The organism is Candidatus Bathyarchaeia archaeon, assembly GCA_038882715.1.
GTDB lineage: Archaea > Thermoproteota > Bathyarchaeia > Bathyarchaeales > DTEX01 > DTEX01.
The window spans coordinates 97077-121619 of record JAVZNR010000004.1 but is presented as its reverse complement, the minus strand read 5'-3'; the positions used below and the strand labels follow the sequence as shown (position 1 = coordinate 121619).

The 24543-nt window shown below is 43.0% G+C and carries 28 protein-coding genes and 1 pseudogene; 14 read left to right on the top strand and 15 right to left on the bottom strand.

Annotated features, from left to right (window positions below; genetic code table 11):
* Positions 1-24: 24 nt before the first annotated feature.
* A complete protein-coding gene (locus QXR61_03955; GenBank protein MEM3757101.1) occupies positions 25-495 on the bottom strand; it encodes a phosphopantetheine adenylyltransferase in 471 nt (156 codons plus the stop codon).
* Positions 495-1268, bottom strand: a complete 774-nt coding sequence (locus QXR61_03950; protein MEM3757100.1) for a hypothetical protein — start codon at positions 1266-1268, stop codon at positions 495-497. Before QXR61_03950 ends, QXR61_03955 begins: the two co-directional genes overlap by 1 nt.
* Positions 1269-1453: 185 nt before the next feature.
* Between QXR61_03950 and QXR61_03945 the strand changes: the two genes are divergently transcribed.
* The 3 genes and pseudogenes from QXR61_03945 (at position 1454) to QXR61_03935 (ending at position 2914) form a co-directional block, all read left to right on the top strand.
* Positions 1454-2290: a hypothetical protein gene (locus QXR61_03945; protein MEM3757099.1), complete on the top strand. Its 837-nt coding sequence runs from the start codon at positions 1454-1456 to the stop codon at positions 2288-2290.
* Between the two features lie 81 nt (positions 2291-2371).
* Positions 2372-2659, top strand: a pseudogene (locus tag QXR61_03940) (restriction endonuclease).
* A gap of 3 nt (positions 2660-2662) precedes the next feature.
* Complete coding sequence (locus tag QXR61_03935) at positions 2663-2914, top strand: DNA-directed RNA polymerase subunit H (protein ID MEM3757098.1); 252 nt, start codon at positions 2663-2665, stop codon at positions 2912-2914.
* Positions 2915-3028: 114 nt separating this feature from the next.
* On the opposite strand, the gene QXR61_03930 is transcribed toward QXR61_03935, so the two are convergent.
* The 4 genes from QXR61_03930 to QXR61_03915 form a co-directional block, all read right to left on the bottom strand.
* Positions 3029-3427, bottom strand: a complete 399-nt coding sequence (locus tag QXR61_03930; protein ID MEM3757097.1) for a Zn-ribbon domain-containing OB-fold protein — start codon at positions 3425-3427, stop codon at positions 3029-3031.
* Between the two features lie 4 nt (positions 3428-3431).
* Entirely contained in the window at positions 3432-4604 is a 1173-nt protein-coding gene (locus QXR61_03925; protein MEM3757096.1) for a thiolase domain-containing protein, read from the bottom strand.
* A 126-nt stretch (positions 4605-4730) separates the two neighbouring features.
* Positions 4731-5249 (bottom strand): hypothetical protein, encoded by a 519-nt coding sequence (locus QXR61_03920; protein ID MEM3757095.1) that lies wholly within the window; start codon positions 5247-5249, stop codon positions 4731-4733.
* A complete protein-coding gene (locus tag QXR61_03915) occupies positions 5227-5766 on the bottom strand; it encodes a hypothetical protein (GenBank protein ID MEM3757094.1) in 540 nt (179 codons plus the stop codon). The genes QXR61_03920 and QXR61_03915 overlap by 23 nt, the downstream gene beginning before the upstream one ends.
* Positions 5767-5921: 155 nt before the next feature.
* Between QXR61_03915 and QXR61_03910 the strand changes: the two genes are divergently transcribed.
* Entirely contained in the window at positions 5922-6659 is a 738-nt protein-coding gene (locus QXR61_03910; GenBank protein ID MEM3757093.1) for a hypothetical protein, read from the top strand.
* Here QXR61_03910 and QXR61_03905 read toward each other — a convergent pair.
* From QXR61_03905 to QXR61_03885, 5 genes are all read right to left on the bottom strand, one after another.
* The gene (locus QXR61_03905) at positions 6643-7119 is read right to left on the bottom strand and encodes a hypothetical protein (protein MEM3757092.1); all 477 of its coding nucleotides are present in this window, start codon (positions 7117-7119) and stop codon (positions 6643-6645) included. The genes QXR61_03910 and QXR61_03905 overlap by 17 nt on opposite strands.
* 109 nt (positions 7120-7228) lie before the next feature.
* A complete protein-coding gene (gatE, locus tag QXR61_03900; protein MEM3757091.1) occupies positions 7229-9136 on the bottom strand; it encodes a Glu-tRNA(Gln) amidotransferase subunit GatE in 1908 nt (635 codons plus the stop codon).
* Positions 9137-9171: 35 nt separating this feature from the next.
* Positions 9172-10509, bottom strand: coding sequence for a Glu-tRNA(Gln) amidotransferase subunit GatD (gene gatD, locus QXR61_03895; protein ID MEM3757090.1), 1338 nt, complete (start codon positions 10507-10509; stop codon positions 9172-9174).
* Positions 10510-10611: 102 nt separating this feature from the next.
* Entirely contained in the window at positions 10612-10872 is a 261-nt protein-coding gene (locus QXR61_03890; GenBank protein ID MEM3757089.1) for a translation elongation factor-like protein, read from the bottom strand.
* A 134-nt stretch (positions 10873-11006) separates the two neighbouring features.
* Positions 11007-11411: a hypothetical protein gene (locus QXR61_03885; GenBank protein MEM3757088.1), complete on the bottom strand. Its 405-nt coding sequence runs from the start codon at positions 11409-11411 to the stop codon at positions 11007-11009.
* A 219-nt stretch (positions 11412-11630) separates the two neighbouring features.
* On the opposite strand from QXR61_03885, the gene QXR61_03880 reads away from it, so the two are divergent.
* The 5 genes from QXR61_03880 (at position 11631) to QXR61_03860 (ending at position 15521) form a co-directional block, all read left to right on the top strand.
* Complete coding sequence (locus QXR61_03880) at positions 11631-11843, top strand: hypothetical protein (GenBank protein MEM3757087.1); 213 nt, start codon at positions 11631-11633, stop codon at positions 11841-11843.
* A 42-nt stretch (positions 11844-11885) separates the two neighbouring features.
* Positions 11886-12557, top strand: coding sequence for a hypothetical protein (locus QXR61_03875; protein ID MEM3757086.1), 672 nt, complete (start codon positions 11886-11888; stop codon positions 12555-12557).
* 100 nt (positions 12558-12657) lie between these two features.
* Positions 12658-13722: a mechanosensitive ion channel family protein gene (locus tag QXR61_03870; protein MEM3757085.1), complete on the top strand. Its 1065-nt coding sequence runs from the start codon at positions 12658-12660 to the stop codon at positions 13720-13722.
* 229 nt (positions 13723-13951) lie between these two features.
* Positions 13952-14425, top strand: a complete 474-nt coding sequence (locus tag QXR61_03865; GenBank protein MEM3757084.1) for a GNAT family N-acetyltransferase — start codon at positions 13952-13954, stop codon at positions 14423-14425.
* A gap of 85 nt (positions 14426-14510) precedes the next feature.
* Entirely contained in the window at positions 14511-15521 is a 1011-nt protein-coding gene (locus QXR61_03860) for an ABC transporter ATP-binding protein (protein ID MEM3757083.1), read from the top strand.
* 66 nt (positions 15522-15587) lie between these two features.
* Here the strand turns inward: QXR61_03860 and QXR61_03855 are convergent, their stop codons facing one another.
* The gene (locus tag QXR61_03855; protein MEM3757082.1) at positions 15588-15797 is read right to left on the bottom strand and encodes a hypothetical protein; all 210 of its coding nucleotides are present in this window, start codon (positions 15795-15797) and stop codon (positions 15588-15590) included.
* A 116-nt stretch (positions 15798-15913) separates the two neighbouring features.
* On the opposite strand from QXR61_03855, the gene QXR61_03850 reads away from it, so the two are divergent.
* The 5 genes from QXR61_03850 to QXR61_03830 all read left to right on the top strand — a co-directional run bounded on the left by QXR61_03850 (position 15914) and on the right by QXR61_03830 (position 21504).
* Positions 15914-17848 carry an ABC transporter substrate-binding protein gene (locus QXR61_03850; protein MEM3757081.1) on the top strand — a complete coding sequence of 645 codons (1935 nt, stop codon included), beginning with the start codon at positions 15914-15916 and terminating at the stop codon, positions 17846-17848.
* Positions 17849-17903: 55 nt separating this feature from the next.
* On the top strand, positions 17904-18893 hold the full coding sequence (locus tag QXR61_03845) for an ABC transporter permease (protein MEM3757080.1): 990 nt from the start codon (positions 17904-17906) through the stop codon (positions 18891-18893).
* A gap of 10 nt (positions 18894-18903) precedes the next feature.
* A complete protein-coding gene (locus QXR61_03840; protein MEM3757079.1) occupies positions 18904-19794 on the top strand; it encodes an ABC transporter permease in 891 nt (296 codons plus the stop codon).
* 173 nt (positions 19795-19967) lie between these two features.
* The gene (locus QXR61_03835) at positions 19968-20891 is read left to right on the top strand and encodes an ABC transporter ATP-binding protein (protein MEM3757078.1); all 924 of its coding nucleotides are present in this window, start codon (positions 19968-19970) and stop codon (positions 20889-20891) included.
* A gap of 169 nt (positions 20892-21060) precedes the next feature.
* Entirely contained in the window at positions 21061-21504 is a 444-nt protein-coding gene (locus QXR61_03830) for a hypothetical protein (GenBank protein MEM3757077.1), read from the top strand.
* 137 nt (positions 21505-21641) lie between these two features.
* Here the strand turns inward: QXR61_03830 and QXR61_03825 are convergent, their stop codons facing one another.
* From QXR61_03825 to QXR61_03815, 3 genes are read right to left on the bottom strand one after another with little or no spacing between them, the layout of a single operon-like run.
* Positions 21642-22658, bottom strand: coding sequence for a hydroxyacid dehydrogenase (locus tag QXR61_03825; protein MEM3757076.1), 1017 nt, complete (start codon positions 22656-22658; stop codon positions 21642-21644).
* A gap of 19 nt (positions 22659-22677) precedes the next feature.
* The gene (locus tag QXR61_03820; protein ID MEM3757075.1) at positions 22678-23481 is read right to left on the bottom strand and encodes a sugar phosphate isomerase/epimerase family protein; all 804 of its coding nucleotides are present in this window, start codon (positions 23479-23481) and stop codon (positions 22678-22680) included.
* A 29-nt stretch (positions 23482-23510) separates the two neighbouring features.
* Entirely contained in the window at positions 23511-24536 is a 1026-nt protein-coding gene (locus tag QXR61_03815) for a Gfo/Idh/MocA family oxidoreductase (GenBank protein ID MEM3757074.1), read from the bottom strand.
* Positions 24537-24543 lie beyond the last annotated feature (7 nt).

The following is a 24543-nucleotide window of genomic DNA, read 5'->3' as shown; positions in this document are numbered from 1 at the left end:
TTCAGAAGCAACTTAAATAATTGTTTAATCCTTTCTTAGGAGTTTTCCCTCTCGATTTATTTCGCCGCGTCTAATTCTCGTCGTCGATATGGGAACCTTATCTTCGGCGAGAACCATATCTATCACAATTATCTCTAACGGTTTAAGTCCATTCTTCACCCTTATGGCGTTCAACTCTTTGGCTCTAGGCTCGGTCTCTCTGCTAACGACAATAGCCTCTATCTCAGCGCTCGTCGCAGCTGGACCGTAAGGATCGGATAATGGAATTATCTTAGCCCGCTCAGAAACACCTAAATCATTAAGGAACTTCATGATCTCTTCAGCCCTATTCTCATAGGGCGCGATCTCATGATTTTTACGCAGTTTCTTAGCAAACTCGTCCGTGCAGAGCCCTATCCAGACATTTTCACTATATCTAAACGCGATGGTGAGTAAGGTCTTATGTCCTTTATGGAGCTCATCGAATGTCCCGCCTACTGCAACAATTTTAAACATTATTTTCCCTCAACTCCTGCTTCTTTAGCGCTCGTAACTGGGGTTTCTAAAGGGTTTAACGATGGAAATGCCTGAAAGCAAACTCTTAATATTGGTGGTCCGAGAACTATGAGGAAAGGTATTTCGGTCGCAAATGTCCACACTAACCATATTAATGCCGCATATAATGGTAGCTGGAAACCTCCTCCAACTGCTGGCGGCAGAACAAATATTTGACTGTAAGCCCAAACAACAAAGCCTATTATCGTGCTTCCGACCCCTAAACCGATTATTGATGCTATGCCGTAGCTCCGCCATTGAGGCCACAGGTAACCTATAGATGCCATCAAAATGTAGCTCGCTATTAGGAGCCCTATGAATAATATTGCAGCGTTAAGCGAAACATACGTTAGGAGAACATATTCCAATACTGGAAGGGCGGATAGGAGGACTATACTTGTAATGGTTAAAGTTTTAGTCCAATCTATCCCTCTTCTCGAAATGTATCCTAGCAAGTAAAAACCAATAAAGTTTGAAGTAACCCCTGCCGAAAGGCTGAGTAACGGGTCGCCATGTATCGCCATATCGCTTATAAATATCCCTATGGCCGCGCCTAAACCCCCGACAAATGGCCCGAAAAGAACCGCGAAAACAGCTGGTATGACAACAGATGGCCAAAATCTAACTATCCCAACACCCGGCGCAGTTATCGGTGCTAGGGAATAAATCATGTAGCCGACAGCCCCATAGAGAACGCCACATACAGCGCTCGCAATAACATCAATTGTCTTCATAGTGATCTAATCTCTCAGCCTTTTTGCGATGATGATATGCCATTTATAGAGATAAGATTTTTGTATGAAATGTTTAAACATGTTCCAACTTGCCGCTAAACGCGTAATAACCCGCCGAGATCAGCCTAAAAGTTTTTATTCTAGAAATTTTAAGCAGGCAGATAGGCTGCGCTTGAGGCAAATCTATGATAATAGGCTTAGATATAGGTGCAAGCTTTGCTAAAGCTATTCTTGTAAACAAGAGCCTAGAGATCATTGAAAAGCAGATTTTGCCGGTAGAAGACCTAAAGACCGCGGCTTCAAGGACTCTAATTTCTTTCGTTGGGAAGATTGACGAAGATTTTAAAAATCGTATAAAAATTGTGGCGGCATCGGGTGGCGGCTCAAGATTTATTGGGGGAGAAATCCTTGGTCTACCGGTTAAGCGGGTAGATGAAATATCAGCTATAGGATTAGGAGGCTTATTGCTAGCTGGTAGAAGCGAGGGGTTAGTTATTAGCGCCGGGACTGGAACAGCAATTGTCGCCGCATATAATAATGGGAGAATCGCGAAGCATGTTGGCGGGACAGGTGTAGGTGGGGGCACAATAATCGGCCTCTCACGGAGGCTTCTAGGGTCATTGAGTTTTGAGGATCTGGAAAATATGGCTTTAAGAGGGGACGCTAGAAACGTGGATTTAACCGTTGGCGATATAGTTGGCGGACCAATAGGCATAGTTCCAGTTGATGCAACAGCCTCAAACTTTGGAAAATTAACATGCGAATCTAGAGCCGAAGATGTTGCTGCAGGAATTTTCAATATGGTTTCGCAGACAATTGGGGTTTTAGCAGCTATGGCTGCCAAAGCATACAATCTGGAGAATAGCATCATTCTTGTCGGAATGCTTCCTAAAAGCAAGATAATCTCTAGAATAATGTGCGAAACTGTTAAAATGTTTGGTGCAAAGGCGATAGTACCAAGCAACTGCGAGTTTGCCAACGCGCTGGGAGCCGCGGCGATTGTTCAGCAAACATTCTATTAGAGAAAGGTGTAAACGTAAAGTTTAAAAGTTTAGGTTACACTGAATAGCTCAATGCTTAGCTAAAAGGGAGGCTTTAAACTTTTGACTCTCAACGCCCTGCTTGAAAGAAAAACGCAAGTTCTCATCGAGCTCAGGAACTATAAAGTTTTGGAGAAAGAAGAGACTAAAGATGGCGTACTAACTATTGTTGAAGACGTTGAGGGGAAAAGGATACTTATTTGGACAACTTCACTAACGGACGCTATAGGCGTTAAACACATCAATCAAATGACAAAATACATGAGTTCAAAAAATGTTGAGAGCGGCATAATAGTTAGCGAAAAATACACGCAGTCAGCTAAATCCTTAGCTCGAAAAAACAATATTGAGTTGATCCCGCAGGATTTCCCGTCATTCAACATATTTAAACATTATTTGGTTCCGATACATGAGGTTCTTTCACCCGAAGAGAGAAAAGCTGTCCTCGAAAAATACCGTGTTGAGCAATATAAGCTACCGCGCATAAAAACATCTGATCCAATTATAAGGGTTATTGGGGCTAAGCCCGGCGACATAGTGAAGATAATTAGGCGTAGTCCAACGGCTGGAGAAAGCGTTTACTACCGCTATGTTGTTGAAGGCTAAGAATTAGCAATTATATACGCTATATCCGCCTTGAAATTCTTCACCTCATAATACATGAAAGGAAAAAATATGAGGGATACCTTTAGCGCCCAGTCAAAGCGCAATCAAAATGGTTTAAGGCGGCCTAAAAAAGTATTTGGGCCATTGAGGCCATGTTGACGGCACGTCTGTGTTGAAGTCGACCTCTAAACTCATGCCTATCTTTATGTCTTCAGGCTTAACTCCCTGAATTATCCCTGGTAAACGAACCCCCTCCTCAAGCTCAACTATTCCAAGGGCATATGGAGCCAAATGCTGAAACCTCTCTGGAGCGACATGAATCACGGTGTATGTTAGAAGTTTGCCTCTGCCCTTTAACTGAATCCATTTTAAGTTGGTTGAGAGGCAATTTGGGCATAATGGTCTAGGCGGGACAAAGATTTTTTCACATTTTTCGCATTTTACACCCATGATTTTTCTTTCGCTTACAAATTTATAGAATTGCTCAATAGTGAATGGTACGTTTTCGCTCATTATCTCACCCCCTACGGTATATGTGAACTATACACGTGGCCCCGCTGCCACCCAGATTATGCGTTAAACCGATCTCGCAGCCATCCACTTGCCTCTTATCCGCCTGACCTGTTAGCTGTAGGTAAATCTCGTACAATTGAGCTACGCCAGTTGCGCCTACAGGATGCCCTTTAGCCTTAAGCCCGCCACTAGTGTTAACCGGTATCTCACCATTCAACATGGGTGCCCCGCTCTCGATAAATTTTCCGCCTTCTCCGGGCTTACAGAAGCCTAAATCTTCATAGGCGATTATCTCGGCTATTGTGAAGCAGTCGTGGATCTCTGCGACATCAATATCCTTCGGGTTTAGACCAGCCATCTCATAGGCTTCTTTAGCAGCCGTTTTAGTAGCTTTCAGGCTTGTCAGATCATCCCTCTCATACAACCCTATAGCGTCAGTCCCGTGGCCGGAGCCAACTATGTAAACTGGTGTATCCGTGTATTTTCTGGCAACTTCCACGCTGGTCAAGACAGCGCAGCTGGCTCCGTCCGAAATCAGTGAGCAGTCGAAGAGCTTCAGCGGCTTAGCGATAACCCTTGAGCCTAAAACTTGCTCAACAGTTACCTCTCTCTGCATGTGAGCCTTAGGATTCAATACGCCATTATGGTGATTTTTAACGGCGACAAGAGCCATCTGTTCTTCGGTTGTTCCGTATCTATGCATATGGGCAGTAGCCATAAGAGCGAAAAGTCCTGGAAATGTTGCTCCGTTCCACTGCTCAAATGGAAAGTCTGAGGCCATAGCTAAATACTCTGTTGCCTCAGAGGTCGTTCTATGCGTCATCTTCTCGAAGCCGCCCACCATTACAACGTCACATAAACCTGAGAGCACAGCGAAGACACCGTACCTTATTGCTGCGCCAGATGAAGCACAAGCAACCTCAACTCTTGATGCTGGAACCGGCAATATGCCTGCCCAATCCGACATTATTGGGGCTAGATGGCACTGGTGTTCAAAGGACTCGCTCATGCTACCCACTATAAGAGCCTTCACATCTCTTTTTGGATCAAGGTTTGGGCATCTTTCAAAGGCTTCCATAGCGGCTTCCGCAAACAACTCCCTACTGGATAAACCTTCTCTTTTACCGAACTTAGATAAACCGGCTGAAACAATGGCGGCTAAAGGTTTGCCCCTCAATTTTCACCACACCCAGACCAGAAATGGGGTAGAATAAATGGTTAGCGTTTAGGGTATATATTATTAGCGTAAATCTAGCTTTAAAATAAAAGCCATTAAAAATCATTAAAAATTATTAGCGCCGGATTAGCGCTGTTTACCAACGATTGATTTATCTTCTCTAAGCGCGCTTATAATCTCTTCAGCCTTTCTCATGCCTAACTGAGTTATTCTATATTCTCCTTCAGAAACTTTCTCCACCAACCCACTTTCAATAAGTTTCGGAATATCATTACTTATTGTTTTCCTAGCCTTCCTAGTTGATTTCGACAGATCGTTTACGGACAGCGTATCTTTCTGAAGTTTACCAACCCTGTTGCCAATATAGGCGCCAAGCAGAGCTAGGCAGATGGCGTTTTTAGCAGATAAATCGATCATTGGATTTATTAAGGGGCCTTCAGAAGTTATCTCTAAGATCCCCACGATATTATTCATCATGTTGATTAAGTCAGGCATGTAGATTATTTTCTGAACTACCTCAATAGCCGGGCATACTTGTGACAGAAATCTTAATATAGACTCAAAGACTTGATTAACTTCCCCTTCAAAATCCGCTTTTATTTCACCAAACTCTAAGTGAACCTTAACTAGATTCCTTTCGCTCAACCCTGTTCTTTTCCTCCAGCTTAATCTTAGGCAATATTTCATCTAAGAAATACTTTACCCCTAACGTTGTCACCCTGTATTCTCCGCGCCCGACTCTTTCCACTAATCCCGTGTCTGTTAGCTCACTTAAGCGAGCCGCAACGGTTCCGCTTTTACCACCCGTTAAAGCCATTATCTCAGATGTTGAGAGCGAATCCTTTCCTAAACGGCCAGTTTTATAGCCTATATAAGCCCTAATAAGGTTAAGCATGATTATATTCCTATCTCCGCCCAGCTTCTCGCGCGGAACAACAACTACGGGGCCTTCAGGCGTAAACGCTATTAAATTCTTTACGCTTGCCAGAAGATCCTCTAAATCTATTGTTAAAGTTAGCTGAGATGCGAGATCATAAGTCGGCAAAACTTTACTCATGAAGCCGAAGAAAGCCCTTATAACATCATCCGGTTTTCCAGAGAACTTTGCTTCGACATCTCTATACCTTACGGTTAACTCCAAGTTTGCTTCTTCACTGCCCATTACAGTTCACGGGTCCTTCAAAAGCGTTTAGTATTACTATTATTTCTCTTCCTTGCTTATTAAAAGATTTTGCTGGGCAGACAAAAATCATTCGCTATAGATCCGACTAATTTTATTACTCGGTTAATGATTATAATAGATTGGAGATGAGAGCAATGTCTAAAGTTCTTCCTAGGCGCCTAAGCTTCTCAAAAATATGCGATATTTTAATTGCTTACTTGAATGCTGGAGCGGACAAAGAATATGTTGGTGTAAGCGAAGTGGCGGAGAAATCGAGTGTCACGCTACATAATATTAGTCGTAACAATAGTTTCCTTAAGAGTTGGGGTTTCATAGAGGAGAGCGAAAAGGAGCAAGGTAAATATAAGTTAACCCGCGAAGCAGCAGAGTTTGCTTACGCGTATAGAATAGACCCTGACAGCGATCTGACTAAACAGTTGCTAAGAAACATTTTGTCCAAAGAGGATTTTCTCCCAAGGTTTGTGGAACGTATAAAGAATGAAGGGATGAGCAGGGACACCGTTCTAGTAGAATTGCCGAGGGTTGTCGGCGACCTAAGGGCCGATAAGGTTGGGCTTAATGCTTTTCTAGACCTCATCGCATACGCCTTCCAAATAGACTGGCTATATACGCCTGTAAAACCGCCCCCGCCCAAAAAAGCCGCGGTTCCCGGAGAAAGTAAAGTCCTCAAGCAGGTCATAAAGAAGGCTAGGGGGAAAATCTCAGTTCCGCTTAGGATTGCCGCTGAACCTAGAACGAGCATCTCGATAAATTTGACTATAAGTCCGGAAGTAACGCCTAGCATGTTGAAGGAATATGTTAAGGCTATGCTTAGAGCGTACGATGAGTATTTTCAAGAGAGAGCTGAAAATGAAACTAGTGATTTTTCTTGAGTTTGAACAGCACTTCCTCAACCACCCACCGTTCACCTTTCGGACTCAAAGCCCACTCAGGTTTCCCCGGAACTGGCTTAAAAACTAAGCCGCGTCTAGCCATCTCGTTTATTCTAGAGGAAACCTGTAAATTCATTCCAGAGCGCTCCAGAAGGCATCTGATGTTCGATGGCTTATTACGCTTGTTTTCTGAAAAGTATAGGATTAAGGCGATGGCTTCATATTGTGTGATCGCCTTAATGTCCTTCATAACTAAAATCGGACCATCCTCTGTAATCCTAACTATATCATCAAAGTCACCACTGCTGGACCGAGAAAATGTGGAGGAAATCATTCGCTCAATCTCATTGATAAAATTCTCAGGTAGAGATTTCACTATCTCAACTAACTCATCGGCAGTTGAACCCTCGATCACTATTTTACCAAACGATGTTTTGATCTCGGCTTGAATTTTCCCCAATAAAGTGACCCACTCCCTTTTTTATCCAAAGACCTTTATATTTTTTATCTACGAATTAAACTGTATCTTTAATTAGTACCTGAAAATTTACGCGATTTTTCAGCATCATCTAGATCCTTTTAAGCTCCTCTGAGATTTTCTCCCTTAATACTTTATTGACCGTCTCAGGTTTAACTCTGCCCCTCAGATCCCTCATTATAATACCCATCAATGTGCCAAGCGCGCCAATCCCTCTCTCCATTACTAAACTCCTATTCTTCTCTAAGTACTCCTCTATCAATCTTTTAAGATCGTCCTCTGAAATCATCGTTAATCCGAGCTCCCTTATAGCGTCGCTTGGCGCAGCATCCTCATGCTTTGCTAGCCACCTTACTATCTCTGGTATAGATTCCTTTGATGTCTTCTCCAAACTTACCAACCTAAATATCTCAATTATCTGTTCATCAGATATAGCGTCAAGGTTTACGCCCTCCCGCCTTAAAGCCTTAAATGTCTCTGTTAGCGTTGCGGCCACAACTGTAGGCGTTACACCCGTTTCCTTAACTATTGCCTCGAAAAGATCGGTGTATTCTGAGTCGGAGAGCTGCCTCGCAAGCTTCTCATTTATTCCATACTCACCCATTAGTCTCCTAACAGTCTCCTCCGGAGGCTCGGGCAAGGCTTTCTTCAGCTTCTCCAAGTAATCTTTAGTGATCTTTACGGGAGGAACATCCGTTTCAGGATACATTCTAGCGGCCCCGGGTCTGGGCCTCATATATCTTGTTGTTCCATCCGGGTTAGCTGCGCGCGTTTCTTCTGGCACACCCTTTAATGCTTCACGAGCCCTTTCTACAACGGCTTTGAGCGCATCCATAGCGTTCTCAATCTTATCCGCAACTAATACTATGGCGTCCTCTTCAGATGCGTTTACTCGCCTTCTTAACTCGGATATCTCCTCATCTGAAACACCATAAGACCGCAGCTCATCGGTGTGAAGTATGCCTCCTACTCTGCCCCAGAATTTCGCTCTATCGGATAGCTCGCCGCCAAATCTTAAACCCGGTATAAGCTCAAAACCCAGTAGACCTGAAAATCTAGGTAGCTTAACTGCGAATACCCTTGCCCCTTGACCTATGGCTCTTTGCAACACCCTACACTTTGTCCCCTTAAAGACGTCAGTTACATCGAAGAATTCTTCCCTAAGATCCTCGTCTTTAACTCCTCGCTTCTTTAATTCGTCGCGGATCTTTAACAAATTTAGTTGGCGTTGCACCTCATATTCAACAACTTTAGAGATTAACTCGAGCTCCTGGACGCCTTTTACCTCGACTAGAGCCCCGTCCCTAATAGATATATTTAAATCTTGCCTTATTGTACCAATGCCGCGTTTAACTCTCCTCGTAGCCCTCAGTATTCTGCCTATTGCGAGCGCAACTTTCTCAGCCTCCTCCGGCGTATTTATAAGCGGCCCTGTTGTAACCTCAACGAGAGGTATGCCTAGCCTATCGATCCTATATCGCACTAAGAGGCCTTCTTCACCCATCTTTCTCGCAGCGTCCTCTTCGAGACTTACATGCTGTATTGGGATTGTTTTGCCGTCAACCTCTATTGAGCCATTTAACGCAACAACGCATGTTCTCTGAAAGCCGGTTGTGTTTGATCCATCTATGACGATTTTACGCATAACGTAGATTTCGTCTACGGGCTTCGCATTCATCATTAACGCTATTATTAAAGCTATTTCTAGAGCCTCACGGTTAAGCTCATGGGGCGGCTCCTCATCCATCTCAACGAGACAGGATGTTTTACCATCAGCCTCGTAAAGTATTTTCACGCCTTTCTGGAACTCAAAATAGGCTGCTGGATCTATTTGGCCTAGCTCGCTTTGGGTTGGCCTTAACCTTCGCATAAATAGCATCTCGGGTTCTCCCTTGAACAGCTGAGGGGGACACTTACAGAATAGCTTCTCACGTGTTGCAAGCTGCTGATGGCATTCTAAACCAACTTTGAGCCCCAGCTCTTTATAGTTGATGTTCATCTTTCATTATCACCTCTAGACCAGAGACGTCATCCCTAAACTCTTGAATATTCTACGGGTTCCACGGTTCTCTCAGAAAACTCATTTGCAATATTTGTTAACATAAGTTTTTTCGCTTCGTCCAAGTCTTTTGTCTGCGCTAGACACCACATCATCTTAACTAGAGCGGTTTCAGCAAGCATATCTGCTAGCGGGATCACCCCTATAGCCAAAAGATCTCTGCCGTTAGAATAAACATTCATGTTCACTCGCCCCCATATGCATTGCGACGCCATAGCGACGATTACCCCATCCTCAATGGCGCTCTTAATTGCTGGAAAACATTCTCTTCTAACATGCCCTAACCCCGTCCCTTCAAGAATTATTCCCTTATAGCCTTCTGAAACATACCAATCTATGATTTTGGGATCCATGCCCGGATAAAACTTTATTAATGCAACCCTTTCATCAAAGCTCGGCTTTAATATGAGGCTGCGGCCTAGATCTCTAGGCCGGTAACCATCTATAAGCATATGAATATTATTGTCGATGATTCTGGCTAGAGGCTTAGCATTTATTGTTTTAAAGGCATCCCTGCGACTGGTATGACACTTTCTCACCTTTGTCCCTCTATGTAACACCACTGTTTCATCTGATGGCGTTTCATGCATCGCCACAGCTACCTCAGCAAATGGCGCTTTGGAAGCGGCTAAAACCGCACCTATAAGATTAATGGCTGCATCAGAGCTCGGCCTATCTTCAGACCTCTGAGCACCCACTAATATGACTGGAACTGGAAGATTCTGTAAGGCGAAGCTTAGAGCAGCAGCCGAATAACCCATAGTGTCGGTTCCATGCGTTATAACAACGCCCTGAACACCTTTAGCGATATGTCTGGCAACAGCCTCAGCCATAGCTGACCAATGCTTTGGAGTTAAATCCTCGCTGAAGGTGCTGAAAAGGATTTCCGCATCTATGAGAGCTATTTCCGATAGCTCTGGAACAATGCTGTAAAGATCGCTTGCTGAGATAACTGGCCTAACAGCTCCAGTCCTATAGTCAACGCGGCTGGCTATTGTTCCACCGGTGCTTAAAATAGTGACTCTCGGCAAGCCTATTTTCTGCTCTGGGAGCGGAGGAGGAATAAATGCTGGCTTTGTCTCCGCAGCAATCTTCTCCACTTTAGTTGTCGGCGTAACTTCAACCCCAATATTATAGCCAGACTTAATTTTTATCACGATATGGCGGTCATCGCTGTACTCTGATCTAGGGATCAAAATGCCTTCGAAGATATCATTCTCCCTAATTACGCGTATCAAGTCCCCAATTTCAGCCCCAGCTTCAAGCAGAATCTTTAGAGCTAACCCTCTATACCCCGTAAGCCTCTCGCCCATTATCCACTACCTCATAGATGTAAGGAACACTGGCTAAAAATAATTAGTAGATAAGAGGATTAAAAATCTCGCTTAACCTAAAGGCATTTTATTATATTTTCCTTAAAGGATCTTGTAGACTTTATCGCCTTCCCTAACTCTTTGGCTAACTTTAAGCCCTACGCTCTGCCCGCTATACGCGACATTTACATTTTTATGTTCTATTTGCATTGATTCAACTGTTTGCTCAAAATTTGTCGTTGTGCCCCTTATGAGGATTCTATCACCGACTGATAGGGTATCGGTTAAACTGATTACTGCAACACCTATCTTTGTGAAGTAGTGGGTTACTTTACCGACCTCTTTTAACTCCGGCTCAGACATATTTTCCACCTGCTGACAAATAAAATTTAGAGTTATTATCCTTAAATGATTTACGATGCCACAACCCCTATCTACGCTAGCAACTCATCCAATTCATGACAAAAATAGAGGTTCTAAGATGGCGATGCGGAGATCTATGAAATCTCTTCTAGATCCTTTAGACTTAATCCCAGCTCTTTCGCCTTTCTAACCAGCTCCTCCAGCTCTGCCTTTAATTTCTTTTTCTCTTCCTCTTTTGATGTGAATATTGTAAGGGTTTCTAGCGGTCTTATCTCCATAATCTCTATTGTCGCTGAAAGCGGCTTAAACTCTCCCCGCGGCCCCGTTTCATAATTTATTATGAGTCTAGCTGGCTTATCCGTGGCGTTGCGCTTATTTATCTCTTCGACGAGCTTAGCGGCTAAGTCGACCCAAACCTTCTTATTTTCCTCCTTTATCTCGGCTGGAACCCCAGTATAGAATGTAGAGTAAAACCATCTCTTAGCTCTAAATAATGCGCTTTTACAAGTAGGAGTTATCCTGAACCTTTGAACAGGCATATTGGCCCCCAATGGATAATATATAAGCATGAACATATAAATATATCGAGCGTAGCAGATCTTTTGCCTAACACTTTCCTACTCATATCTAGTATATAGACATGTTATCTACGTAGATGCCCCGATAATGTATAGTTTAAAATATTCGGCCCATTCTAAAGAAGAGTCAGCCTAAAGCGGTCTTGGCCCTGAAAAAGAGGAATATGCGGAGGGCAGGATATGAGCCAGAAACTTAAAATGATGCTTGCGATAACGATAATCGGGTTTATGGGCTTTATTTTGGGAGCTATGGCTAATTTAATTTATGTTCATGTCTTTCCAGTAATCGCGGAACTTTTTCCCCAGATTTTCACGTCAGAATGGGTTATTTGGGGTTTAATTGGAGCGTTTTTGGCTGTTGCATGCTGCCTTATCTACGCTTGTCTTCCCTAAGGAGCTCCCTGAAAGCATGTTCACGTTGATGGTGGTATTAAATTGAAGGGTCCCTTACCGCAATACAAATCTTCCATGTGGATTGACCCCTCCGGAAAACCAGTCTCATGCTGCCTTGTTTACGATAGAGTATTCGTAGAGACTATTGTTGAGAACCCCTTAAGAATGCAGCCGGCAATAGGTCTAGTTAAAGTGGCGATATTTAAGAGCAATAAACTTCTCCCTGACATGCTCATAAAGTACTCTAAACATATTGTAACCCTGCCTCCCCTCTCAAGCGAAAAAATAGTTGTATCTTTTAAACCACCGTTTGAAGCCGAATATTATTATAAAGTTTTCATAGAAGACGAAGAAGTATATATGCAGCCGAAAGGCTCTCCCCCAAGGCTGCGCGCTTCTAAGAGAGAAAGCCGCATATTTATTGAGAAAATATCCGAGTTCTCGCGGAACCCCGGCTTTACAGTAATCGGTAAACTTGTTGACGCTATTACAGGCGAGGGCATAGAGAGAGCCCGAGTAGAAATATATGATTCTAGAATCTTTAGAAATGATAAGATGCTTGCTTATGGAACCACCGATAAATCCGGATCTTTTGTCGTAGAAGGGTTAAAGACCCTTAAGATTGGAGACCAAATCAAGGTTTACGTAAAGTTTAAGGGAGATGACGTCTATAAGCCAGCTGTCAGCGGTTACTTTGCGGTGAACCGCGCTTAACACTGATCCTCTGACTAACTATACTCGCTATTCTTTATATAAAAGGATAAAAAGGTGTTTTCCTAAGTCTTATCGTAAGTATGTTTGCATGGTGGTGATTATGCAGAGAAAGTTAACGTTGATAATGGCTGCTTTAGCTCTAACCATCGCTTTATGGTACTACTTGCTTGGTGGATCAAAAATGCTCGCTTTCTTCATGAGTGAACAGTATGCAGTAAGATTCATCTCAGCTCTTATCTTATTTGCAGGGCTCACAATAGGCTACATGCTCATCTCGTTGCTGATAAGATCGGCGATGTTGAGGGTCGGCGCTAAAGAGGGCGAAGTAATAATGATTAATAATGTCATTAAGGCAGGCTTAATTCTAGCTGGAATAATATCCATTTTAAGCGACTGGTTTTCGCTTGGAGCTTTAGGCTCGGTATTCGCAGCTTTTGGAGGGATGTTTCTGGGATGGTCTCTGCAAGCACCTATAACGGGTATAGCTGGTTGGTTACTGATATCGATCATTAGGCCCTTCAGCGTTGGCGATAGAGTTCAATTACCATCCTATGGCTTAGTCGGCGATGTTGTCGCCGTCACCCCACTGTACACAATACTAAATCAGGTGGGCGGCTCTGTTGGAAGCGAGGAACCAGTAAACAGAACAATCCTAATACCAAACGCGATGCTTTTCGGCACATTAATCATTAACTATACGCCTAAAGAGCAGGAAAAGCTCATCGAAATGTTCAGAAAGAGGTTTAGTACGGGTGAAGCCGAGCCTGGCCCGGCTTATATACTTGACGAGTTCGTTCTAAGAATAACATTTGACTCTGACTGGGATGAAGCCGAGAGAATCCTATTAAACGCGGCCAAAGAGGTCACGGCGGATATTATAAAGGCAACTGGGCAGGAGCCATATATTCGTGCAGATGTATCTGACTGGTATGGTGTATTTATGAGACTTAGGTTCATGACTAATGCGACGGAAAGACCGCGTATAATGTATGAGTTAACAAAAAGAATAATTAAGGCGATACAGGAAAGCGATAAAGTCGATATAGCAATACCATACGTATACTCTATGAAGAGACCTTTCCCGATACAAGCAATAGAAGGCTCCATCGGGTTCACCAATATAAAGGGGTTAAACCCAAAAGGTGACGCTGAAACGAAAGCCTAGGATCTTTAAATTACTAGCTGCTGCAAGATGGGGTAACTTGATTTAACTTTGTTCTAAATGTATCCATTAAAACAAGAACGTTTGAAGTTCTGTTAGAACTTTATAGCCTAGATTCTACAAGCAGTTTGAGATGATGCCGTCTCTTCTTCTTTCCCAGTAGAAGGAGATTCTATCTCGGCTAATCTTTTAAGGAGGGATAGGGCTCCCATCGAGAGATTTTTAAGTATAAGTGATAAAAAAGGTTATTGTGAAAGTTAGGAATGTGAGAACGGGCGACGTCGATTCTTTTATTAAATTATACGTCGAGTCCTATAGGGGGCTTGAAGAGTACGCTTATATTGATGAGAAGGACATAAAAGATTATTTTGGATGGCTATTTAGGAGGGACCCCAAAGGTTTCCTTGTAGTTGAATTAAATGAGCCAGTCGCCTTTATGGCATGCGACGCAAATTGGTTCAGCCACTTTGAAGGAGAGATTCTAGGTGAAATTCATGAGCTCTTTGTTCATCCAAATTACAGGGGGCAGGGAATAGGAAGCATACTGATTGGTGAAGCAACTAACTATGCGAGGAAAAAGGATAGAAATTTAATGGGCTTATGGGTTGGAGTGAAAAATATATCTGCAAAAGAATTCTATAAGAAGAAAGGGTTTATTGAAACCATAACCCTCGGAAAATGGACGAGGATGATGAAAATAATCTAGATCCCGAAGGATGCAACTCATCCTAGCGAAGATTAACCGAAAACCAAAAAAAATTTTTAAACAATAGATATACTAGTGGATATCTATGGAGCCTAGGTTTAAGGGGAAGGATGAAGGCGAAACTATACTTGAAGTTAGAAATCTAATTGTTGAATTTAAGCTTCCACGAGGAATACTTAGAGCTGTAGACGATGTAAGTCTTGACGTGTACCGTGGTGAAGTTTTAGGGCTAGCTGGAGAGAGTGGATGCGGTAAGTCGGTTTTCTCTCGCGCGATAATAAGGCAAGTGGATCCAAATGGGTATATTAAAAGCGGGAAGGTGTTTTTCAGGAGAAAAGATGGAAGCATGGTAGATATAATGTCCTTATCCGAGGAAGAACTGCGTAACTTCAGGTGGAAGAACATATCAATTGTTTTTCAAGGAGCGATCTCGTCCTTTAACCCTGTGATGAGAATAAAGGAGCATTTCCTCGACACGGTGCTTGACCATGAGGAAAGGGTGGACAAAGAAGAATTGCTTTCTAAGGCTTCAGGTCTACTTAAAAACGTTCTTTTGGATCCAAACCGAGTTCTAAGACTATTTCAGCATGAGATGAGCGGTGGGATGAAGCAGAGGTCGCTGATCGCTTTGAGCCTAATACTTGATCCCGATCTTGTAATACTGGATGAGCCCACCTCAGCCCTTGACGTTTTAACACAAGCCTACATTCTTGACATACTTAAGGATCTTCATAAGGAGACTAGCTTGACGATGTTATTTATAACGCATGATTTACCGGTTTTAGCTGAAATAGCTGATAGAATCGCAGTAATGTATTTGGGCAAAATAGTTGAAATAGCGGACGTATGGAAGATATTCTATGAACCTAAGCATCCATACACGCAAGGCCTCTTAAAATCTATACCCTCAGTAACTGGAAGCCTAGAGGGTCTTAGACCTTTATCTAAGGGCGTCCCTGACCCAATGAACCCGCCGCCGGGATGCAAATTCCATACTCGATGCCAATATGCAATGGATATATGTAAGAAAGTGGTGCCGTCGCTCCTGAATTTAGGAAACGGGCATCTAGTTGCCTGCCACCTCTACAGCAAGTGATTGTTTCAGACATCAGTTTGCCGTTAAAATTTTGGTTCTCGCTTAAAGGCTATACGGCTATTATTTTTATTTATCTTCTTTTGATATACCTGCCTGCTTTACTTGTTTTCTGACATCGTAAGATACATATAATAGGAAGGCGAGTGAAACGGTTAACGCTATAACGTCAACGATAAACTCCGCTGAATTAAAATCTAAGAATGGTAAAGGAATTAACGCTAAAAAAACTAGAAGAACCCCTATATTAAAGGCAACTCTACCGGTAGATGGATCCATACAACTAGTATTTCCTTAACACCTTTAAAAAATTAATCCAAAATTGCTTATGCCTAAAATTTGAGAAAAACTTTTAAAGAGTAGCCCTATATTTTCTACGTGAAGGGGGAATATTATTGGAGAGAAAAATTGGCGAAATACGCGGGTTGGCTCTTGTCATAATACTTTTAGGGACTTTACTCTTCGGCAGCTTCTCCATTGCGAGAATAGGAGGACAGGAGCAGAAAGCGAGAGTATTCACTTACGGTCAACCTGCAATAAAACCGCCTGTCCACTGGAACCCGTTCACCACAGGCTCCTACTTTGGTCCCGAAGGCCTTGTCGTTGAACCATTAGCCTTCATAAATTTAGCTAACTGGACTTGGATACCTTGGTTGGCTGAGAGCTGGTCTTTAAGCGAGGACGGCCTAACCTTAACCGTTAATCTTAGAAGGGGCATTAAGTTTAGTGATGGCACAGACTTCACGAGTAAAGATGTTGTATGTACATTTTACTGCTGGTATCTCGTTAAGTCGTGGCTCTGGGACTACATCGAAAGCGTTGAAGCCCAAGGTGATTACAAAGTGGTCTTCCACTTAAAGAAGCCATTTATACTAACCGAGTTCTACATAATGAGGACAGCCATATGGTCAGATTCGGTCTTCGGCAACTTCAGCGATAAGGCGATCGAGCTCATTAAGAAGGGAGCTCCAGAAGAAGAGATGGCTCCACTGAGGGAAGCGCTAAGAAACTACAGGCCGCCGAAAGCTATTGGAACAGGAGCATTCGAAATAAAGGAGTATACAGAGGCCGATATATGGCTTGTTAAGCGATCCCAATATTGGAGAGGCATCGAGAACGTTTATGTCGATGAGTTTATGCAGGTTAACATTGGAGGAACAGCGCAATTAGCGCCAATGCTCACATATGCTTTCGACTTCAACTCGCCAGATCTGCCCGCAGCGGTTTACCAAGAGGTTTTAATGAAGCCAATGTTATACGTTCCAATACTTAGGTGGACTCACGGAAACATATTACTGTTCAACTGTAGGGTTTATCCTCTCAATATTACTGAGGTCAGGCAGGCTATAGCTTACGCCATTAACCGCACAGAGCTAGCTATAGCTGCGTCTCCGCACCCCAATCTGTCATTCCCAGCTAAGTATCCATGTGGAATGACTGCAGATCACATTTCCCTATTCCTAGGTGAAGACTGGGCTAAAAATAACCTAAACAACTACGATTACAATCCAAAGAAGACAGAAGAGCTGCTCAAAAAGATTGGTTGCACTAAGGGTTCAGACGGCGTATGGATAGCTCCTGATGGAAAAACAAGATTTGAGTTTGACCTCTATAATCCGCCCTGGGCTGACTGGGTGCTCTGCGCTGAAAACCTTAAAGCTCAGCTTGCGAGAGTGGGCATTATAGTGAACCCGATAACTATTGATGAGGCAAAGTTCGGCGAAGTCTTCAGAAGGGGAGAGTTCGTGATGGGACTGGAGTTCTTCTTCTTCCAGATACATCCATGGGAGACTTGGAATAGGCATTTTGTGCAGTTTGGAAGGATACCTGAGCTACCTGAGCAAGTTGGCGAGGGCTTTGAGTACGCCACACTTCCGAATGGGACGGTGGTAAGCGTTAAGGACTTAACCGTGGCGCTTGGATCAGCCGTAGATATGGCGAAGCAGAAAGAGGTGCTAAAGACGCTCGCTTGGGTAACAAACTATTATCTGCCTTGGATAACCCTTAGAGAGAAGCCATGCACTTACGTATACTATCTTGGCAGGTGGCAGTGGCCTCCTAAAGGAGATCTCTTCTACCTTTGGCACTCAAAGGATGAATATTATGCTCTTGGCTGGATAATAGCGTCTGGAACATTGAAACCGGTACCGCCCGAGCAAGTCGTGGTCGAAAAACCGGTAGAAGTTGAAAAACCAGTTGAAGTCGTAGTTGAAAAGCCAGTTGAGGTAGAAAAGCCAGTTGAAATTATACCAACATGGGTCTACGGCGTTATCGGTGTGGCGGTTATAGCGGTGATAGCTGCCGTGGTAGTGGCGCTAAGGCGGAGGTGAAAATAGAAAAAATTTTTAAATCTTCCCTTTTTTTATTTTTGGTGGTGGTTAGACCTTGAGGTGGATCGTTAAAAGAACAATTACGCTTTTAACAACCTTCTATATAGCTATTACCTTAACCTTCTTTTTAATACGTTTAATGCCCGGGAACCCTATCGATGTTATGATCAACCAATACATGCAGCAGGGAATGTCTATGGAGCAGGCTAGAATGATGGTCTCCTCACTTTACCAAATAGATTTTTCGAAACCAGCGTGGGAACAATACATTGAATATTTGCAGCTGATTTTTAAGGGTAATTTAGGAGTCTCCTATATCTATACTGGGGTGCCAGTAATAAGAATTATTTCTTATGCTCTTCCATGGACCGTCTTCCTATTGTCCATCAGCATAACTTTAAGCTTTATGCTAGGCATAATCCTCGGAATGTTCGCGGCATATAGAAGAAATACGAAGGCTGATCATACGATCACGTTGCTTTCAACGATAACTAATGCTATACCAAACTACGTTTTAGCGCTTATCTTTCTATTTTTCTTCGCTTGCGTATGGAAGATTTTCCCCATGAGGGGAACCCGTGACCCTAGAATTCCTCCGGGCTTCACTTTAGAATTTATATCTAACATATTTTATCATGCGACATTACCAATACTTTCTTTCCTTATTACAACAGTAGGCAGCTGGATTCTGCAGATGAGAGGTGCAACTATAAGCGTTTTAGGAGAAGATTATATAAAGGTGGCGGAGGCGCGAGGACTAAAGGGAAGAAGAATAATGTTTTCTTATGTTGGAAGAAACGCGATAATACCACTATTCACTAGGCTAGCTATAGCTATAGGCTACATGTTTTCGGGGTCAGTGTTAATAGAGAACATTTTCACTTACGCCGGAATAGGCTATTACTTAACTTATAGCGTTACAGCGAGAGATTATCCTTTAATGCAGGGTTGCTTCCTTATAACAACGCTTGCAATCATATTATCTAATTTCATAGCCGATCTTCTCTACGGTGTCCTTGACCCAAGGGTTAGAATTGAAAGGTAAGGTGGAAAATATGGCTCAGATTAAAGAAATATTGATAAAAACTCTGAAAAAACTCGTATACGATCCACTAAAAATAATATTGAAGAGTAAAAGAGGAACCGTGGGACTCATAATAGTCTCATTCTTTGTGTTAGTGGCCACAGTCGGCCCATTGATAGTGAAGTATGATCCATCAACTGTGAGCTTAAGTGAGGCATTACAGCCCCCCTCCCTTAAACATCCTCTTGGCACAGACTGGTTTGGCAGAGATATATTAGCAATGCTCATAGTTGGCTCTCAAGACGTTTTATTTGTCGGTTTCGTAGCTGCCTTAATAACTACATCAGTAGCTACTTTTATGGGCATCCTTTCAGGGTATATGGGAGGTAAAATGGACTCCGCATTAGTGGCTGTTACGGATATAGTTCTCACAATCCCAAGCTTCCCGCTACTAATTGTCATAGCCTCCGTTTTAAGGACTTCGAACCCAGTGCTGCTGGCTGCGATACTGAGCATAACCGCGTGGGCACCCCTTTCAAGGGCAATTCGAGCTCAAACCCTTTCTTTAAGGGAGAGAGGGTTCATAGAAATGGCAAAATGTCTCGGTATGCCATCAATCCACATTATACTCAGCGAAATACTGCCAAATATAATGCCCTACATAATTATAAATGGCATATTCGCTTTCACGGGAGCAATTTACGCTCAAGTAGGCCTTTTCATGCTCGGATTAGCGCCTTATAAAAGCCAAAACTGGGGCGTAATGCTAAACCTAGCTGTAAATTATGCGGGAGCCGTATTCTCAATAAGGCAAGCTTCCCTTCTGGCCCCTGCAATATGCATTATACTATTACAGATTGGGCTAGTCTTTCTGTCTGGATCTTTAGAGGAAGTGTTCAATCCACGTCTACGCTCAGGCTAAAAATTACGAATGAATGGTGAAGCCAAACATGATTTCTCGCCGCAATAAGCACAATTCAAGTTATTTTTCAAGGCGAATATGGAATGGAGAGATGAAACATCGGAGGTGAAATCATCTCCGAATACGTGATGGAGGCCAGAAAACTAACAAAAGAATTTGAAGTAAGCGTAGGGATGTTTAAGTCTAGGGTAAAAATTAGAGCTGTAGATGAGGTGTCATTTGGCATAAAGGAAGGTGAACAAATAGCGCTAGTAGGAGAATCAGGCTGCGGTAAAAGCACCCTCGGAAGGCTTTTGCTCGGTCTTATAAAACCAAGCTCTGGCCAAGTATTGTATAGAGGAAGAGACATATGGCGCCTCTCCAGAAAGGAATTCGAAGAATTCCGCAGGAACGCTCAGATAATACCCCAGAATCCTTACGATGCGCTTAATCCCGCGAAGAAGTTGTCGGCCGCACTGATACCGCAGATCTTACGCCATAAGATGGCGAGGGGAAGAGACGAGGCGAGAAAAATGGCGCTGGATCTTTTAGAGATGGTTGGCTTATCCCCTCCAGAAGATTTTATAGAGAGGTATCCGAGCAGGTTAAGCGGAGGCCAAATGCAAAGGGTTGTCATAGCCAGAGCAATATCGGTTAAACCTCAATTCATAGTTGCTGATGAGGCAGTATCTATGCTTGACGCATCTCTCAGGGTAGAGATACTTGACATGCTGCATAAAATCGGAGAGGAATTAAAAACAACATTCCTGCTTATAACTCATGATTTAGGGGTGGCAAGATACTTCGCTAAAAACGGAAAAATTGCCATAATGTATCTGGGAGACATTGTTGAAGCAGGGGAAACTGAGGAGACGATACGCAATCCAATGCATCCATACACTAAAGCGTTACTCGCAGCTATCCCGGTGCCAGATCCAAAGATCGCTAGAGAGAGAAAAAGCATTCCGTTGAAAAGCATTGATGTGCCAAGCCTATTAAAACCAATCTCGGGCTGCAAATTTCACACAAGATGCCCATATGCCACCGAAGATTGCGAGAAAATAAAACCAGAGCTCCGGCTGATCGGTAACAGGTGGATTGCCTGCCACTGTGTGTAAATTAGATAAACAACCATAATCGTCCTTTCTGCCTCTAAATTTTTCTACCTCCCAGGTAGGCGTAGTAGGCGGTTAACCTCCTTTAATCCCCTCATTTTATTAGCAACTTTCATCTAATAAAAAGATAAATTATGGATTTTAAAGAGAATCACTGAGAGATGATTGAGACTTGGGGAAGACAGTAAAAATTGGCGAAGTCCACCGCTTGAGAATTGAGGGGAGCTCTGACTTCAAGGCGATGGTGCGTAAAGCCCTTAAACTCATTAAGACCGCCGGCTACTATGACTTCTTAAGAACCTATATTTATTGTATAAGGGAGATTAATGGTTTAACGCAGCTGAGAGTCTCTGAAGCGACAATCTGGGCAAATAAGTACGCTGTTGAAAACCCGGTTGACGCAGCTGGCAGATTTATTCAAGAGGCTTACTACGTACAGATGCAGCTTGAGGAAGAGCGCATAGAGTCGTATCACGCTGGTCTACTGGAGCTTAAATCATTTGAAAAACGCATAGAGTTCCTTAAGAAATTGGGGGAGAAGAGTCGAAAGCTGGAAGTTAAGAATGAATGTGATAGATTATTAAGGATGTGGAATGAAAGCCTACTGATATACTGATCTCTCACCACACATGCGTTTGTCAAGATGAACCGAGAGAGAAGAATCACTTGGCATAATCTTTTCTTGTCGAGAAAAAGATTATGATCAAATTTATAGCAAGCGCTGTGAAATCGCTGTTGTCTCCTCTAGAGCATCTATGCTAGGAAACTAAGTCTCGTATAGTCTATGGTATTTAGTGGCTTCTCGCCAGAAAAGAACCTTCTAAAATCTTCCACAATAACGCCGAATAACATGCTTCTTCTCTCATCGGATAGACCTGCTACGTGTGGCGTGAGAAAAACGTTCTCATCTAAATCATAGAGCGGGCTTTCCGGTGGCAAAGGCTCCTCTTCAAAAACATCTAATGCCGCCCCCGCTATCCATCTTTCTCTTAGGGCTTTGCATAAAGATCTCTCGTCTACTAATGCGCCTCTCGCAGTATTTATGAGGAAAGATGTCGGCTTCATGATTTTAAGCTCCCTTTCACCTATCATATGATATGTTTCAGGTGTTAGAGCCGCATGCAAGCTAACTATATCGGAATTTGACAGCAAGTGGTCTAAATCGGATTTCTCTACACTGTACTTCCTTAACTCCTCAACTGATACATATGGATCAAAAACTAGAATTCTGACATTAAATGGTTTAAGAAGGTTAACGAGCTCACGAGCAACCGCGCCAAATCCAATCAAACCTATAACCTTATTTCTGAGGTCGAAGGTTTCCCCGGATCTCGCTTCCTTATATCTCCAGTCTCTTCTCCGCATGGCGCTTATATGCTGCGGTATAGCCCTTAAACAGTTTAAAATCATGGCTAAAGTGAACTCGGCGACTCCGATGGCTATAGCTGATGCAGCATTAACAACCACTATGCCTCTCTTGAAAACTTCATCTGTAACGTATGGCTTCACGCTTCCCGCAGCATGACCTATGATCTTAAGTTTATCGGCTTTGTCTAAAACTTTCTTAGTGAACCTCGGAGAACCCCAGCTAGTTATGCAGCCATCAACGCCTTTTATAAAGTCTGCAAGCTCGTCCTCACTTAAATTCCTACTATACGGATTAAATTCAACATCAGCAAACTCCCGAAGCTTGTCTTCATCCTCCATCCTTGAGAGTTGCGCATACAGCTCTCTGGGAATCGTTATTAAAACTCTGATTTTCCTGCCCACTCAATCCATCTCCCCGAGCTCATAATTTGTTGAGAATGTGCTTCACATATGCTAAGTCTCTTCTAGTGATCTCTATTATCCTCTCAAGACTTTCATGGTACTCGCTGTGAAGCGATATTGGACCATGAAATTTTATGTCTTTAAGTATTTTAAAAACTTCTTTCCAAGGAACTAACCCTTCACCAAGAGGAACAGTATTTGCAACCCATCCCTGACTAGTCTTAAACCAGCCGAAATCCTTCACAGCGACCATGACTATTCTATCAGAGAGGATATCCATGCCCATCAGCCACCCCGCAAGTCCGCCTTCAACAGCCATATGACCGGGGTCTATATATGCGCCAATATACTTTGGCTCGAATCCATTAAGCATAAGATATACTATTGCTGGCTCAGCTGTTGCAAACATGCCTGAGTGTATATGTAATCCGGCAGTCACCCCGTAGTTTTCGCAGAGTTTTTCGATTCCTTTAAGTTTTCCACGAACTTCCTCAATCTGCTTTCTAATGTTACCGAAACCCCTATACCTCCAGTATCCGAGCTTAATATATTTTATTCCCATGTTTGACGCGGTAGAGAAAGTTTCTTCAGCATATGGTTCATCCGCCGATGTTATAGATGTCGTTATCATGGGCACGCTTAACCCCTTTCCTTCAAATATTCTTATGGCTTCAGGAAGTTTTTCCGGCACATCTCTAGGCTCTATATACCCTTCTGGCCTAACTGTTAAATCGATTCCCTCGAAACCCATATTGGCTGCGAGATCCGCGAACCTTTCCATGGGCATTGACTGAAACATTTTAGAAAATAATACGAGCATCATTACTGTAGATCACCTCCCTAAAAATGCCATTAAAATACTTTTTCTATTGTTGACGCACTTATGAGCTCTACGAGTTTCATGGTTTTAACGGCGTCTTCGAAGTTGGTTTCAGGTTCTATGTCGCTTTTAATACAGTCTATGAAATGCCTATTTTCCTGGAGGAACCCGTAAGTTACGTGAAAGTCTCTGACCCCATCTACGAGGTCAAGATTTTTTATTATCTCCATTTCCCCATAAGGCTTATTCTCCCTAAGTATATAGGCTAGCTGTTTTTCAGGCGGCTCCAGAGGCAAATCTACCATGGCGTATATTCCTCTCGAATGCATCTCAAAATAGTGTACCCGTCCGCCAGAAGAATAGTTTGAGCATAAATGACCTACGCAGCCATTACTAAAAATAAGCAGAGCGTTAAAGCTGTTTGGATAATCCGTGTAAAAGCTCGAAAAATAGCTCGCAACCTTTTCCGGCTCTCCACCCATAAACCTTAAAGCATCGACGGCATGTATTACGTCAGCTACAAGGTGGCTTACCGATCCCCATGGCTGGCTCTCATTCAAAGCATTTTTGTGAAAGACTGCAGAGCAATGAGTTATCTGACCATACTCTTCAACTATGGCTTTAGCTCTCTTGAATACTGGTATAAACCGCCTATTGAATCCAACCATGCTTCTACACTCATTCTTCTTCGCGGCTTCAGCCATCTTTTCAGTCTCAGAAGACGTGATTCCAGGAGGTTTCTCCACAAAAACATGGAGCCCGCGTTTAAGGCATTCAAGAACTATTGAAAACATGGGTTCAGCGCCCGCATAGAAGCTGGTCGGTATAGGTGCCATGATAACGTAAACAGCATCTAAAGGTACTTTGCTGAGCATTTCCTTATAGTCTCTAAATACGCTTTCTATACAATATTTCCCGCTAACTAATTTGAGTCTATCCTCGTTTAGATCACAAGCAGCCTTCAGCTCCACATCGGTGAAGCTTGCAAGCGAGGGATAGTGTACTTTAACTGCATGCGATCCCGCGCCTATAATTCCTATCTTAATTTTATCGCTCACAGATGAA

What these genes read in the sequence shown, in the direction of transcription:
- QXR61_03955 (MEM3757101.1), bottom strand. Translation starts at nt 495, where the DNA reads ATGTTTAAAATTGTTGCAGTAGGCGGGACATTCGATGAGCTCCATAAA.
- gatE (MEM3757091.1), bottom strand. Translation starts at nt 9,136, where the DNA reads ATGAACATCAACTATAAAGAGCTGGGGCTCAAAGTTGGTTTAGAATGC.
- QXR61_03880 (MEM3757087.1), top strand. Translation starts at nt 11,631, where the DNA reads ATGAGCCAGAAACTTAAAATGATGCTTGCGATAACGATAATCGGGTTT.
- QXR61_03910 (MEM3757093.1), top strand. Translation starts at nt 5,922, where the DNA reads ATGTCTAAAGTTCTTCCTAGGCGCCTAAGCTTCTCAAAAATATGCGAT.
- QXR61_03950 (MEM3757100.1), bottom strand. Translation starts at nt 1,268, where the DNA reads ATGAAGACAATTGATGTTATTGCGAGCGCTGTATGTGGCGTTCTCTAT.
- QXR61_03860 (MEM3757083.1), top strand. Translation starts at nt 14,511, where the DNA reads ATGGAGCCTAGGTTTAAGGGGAAGGATGAAGGCGAAACTATACTTGAA.
- QXR61_03820 (MEM3757075.1), bottom strand. Translation starts at nt 23,481, where the DNA reads ATGATGCTCGTATTATTTTCTAAAATGTTTCAGTCAATGCCCATGGAA.
- QXR61_03855 (MEM3757082.1), bottom strand. Translation starts at nt 15,797, where the DNA reads ATGGATCCATCTACCGGTAGAGTTGCCTTTAATATAGGGGTTCTTCTA.
- QXR61_03930 (MEM3757097.1), bottom strand. Translation starts at nt 3,427, where the DNA reads ATGAGCGAAAACGTACCATTCACTATTGAGCAATTCTATAAATTTGTA.
- QXR61_03870 (MEM3757085.1), top strand. Translation starts at nt 12,658, where the DNA reads ATGCAGAGAAAGTTAACGTTGATAATGGCTGCTTTAGCTCTAACCATC.
- QXR61_03840 (MEM3757079.1), top strand. Translation starts at nt 18,904, where the DNA reads ATGGCTCAGATTAAAGAAATATTGATAAAAACTCTGAAAAAACTCGTA.
- QXR61_03945 (MEM3757099.1), top strand. Translation starts at nt 1,454, where the DNA reads ATGATAATAGGCTTAGATATAGGTGCAAGCTTTGCTAAAGCTATTCTT.
- QXR61_03890 (MEM3757089.1), bottom strand. Translation starts at nt 10,872, where the DNA reads ATGTCTGAGCCGGAGTTAAAAGAGGTCGGTAAAGTAACCCACTACTTC.
- QXR61_03835 (MEM3757078.1), top strand. Translation starts at nt 19,968, where the DNA reads ATGTTTAAGTCTAGGGTAAAAATTAGAGCTGTAGATGAGGTGTCATTT.
- QXR61_03915 (MEM3757094.1), bottom strand. Translation starts at nt 5,766, where the DNA reads ATGGGCAGTGAAGAAGCAAACTTGGAGTTAACCGTAAGGTATAGAGAT.
- gatD (MEM3757090.1), bottom strand. Translation starts at nt 10,509, where the DNA reads ATGGGCGAGAGGCTTACGGGGTATAGAGGGTTAGCTCTAAAGATTCTG.
- QXR61_03885 (MEM3757088.1), bottom strand. Translation starts at nt 11,411, where the DNA reads ATGCCTGTTCAAAGGTTCAGGATAACTCCTACTTGTAAAAGCGCATTA.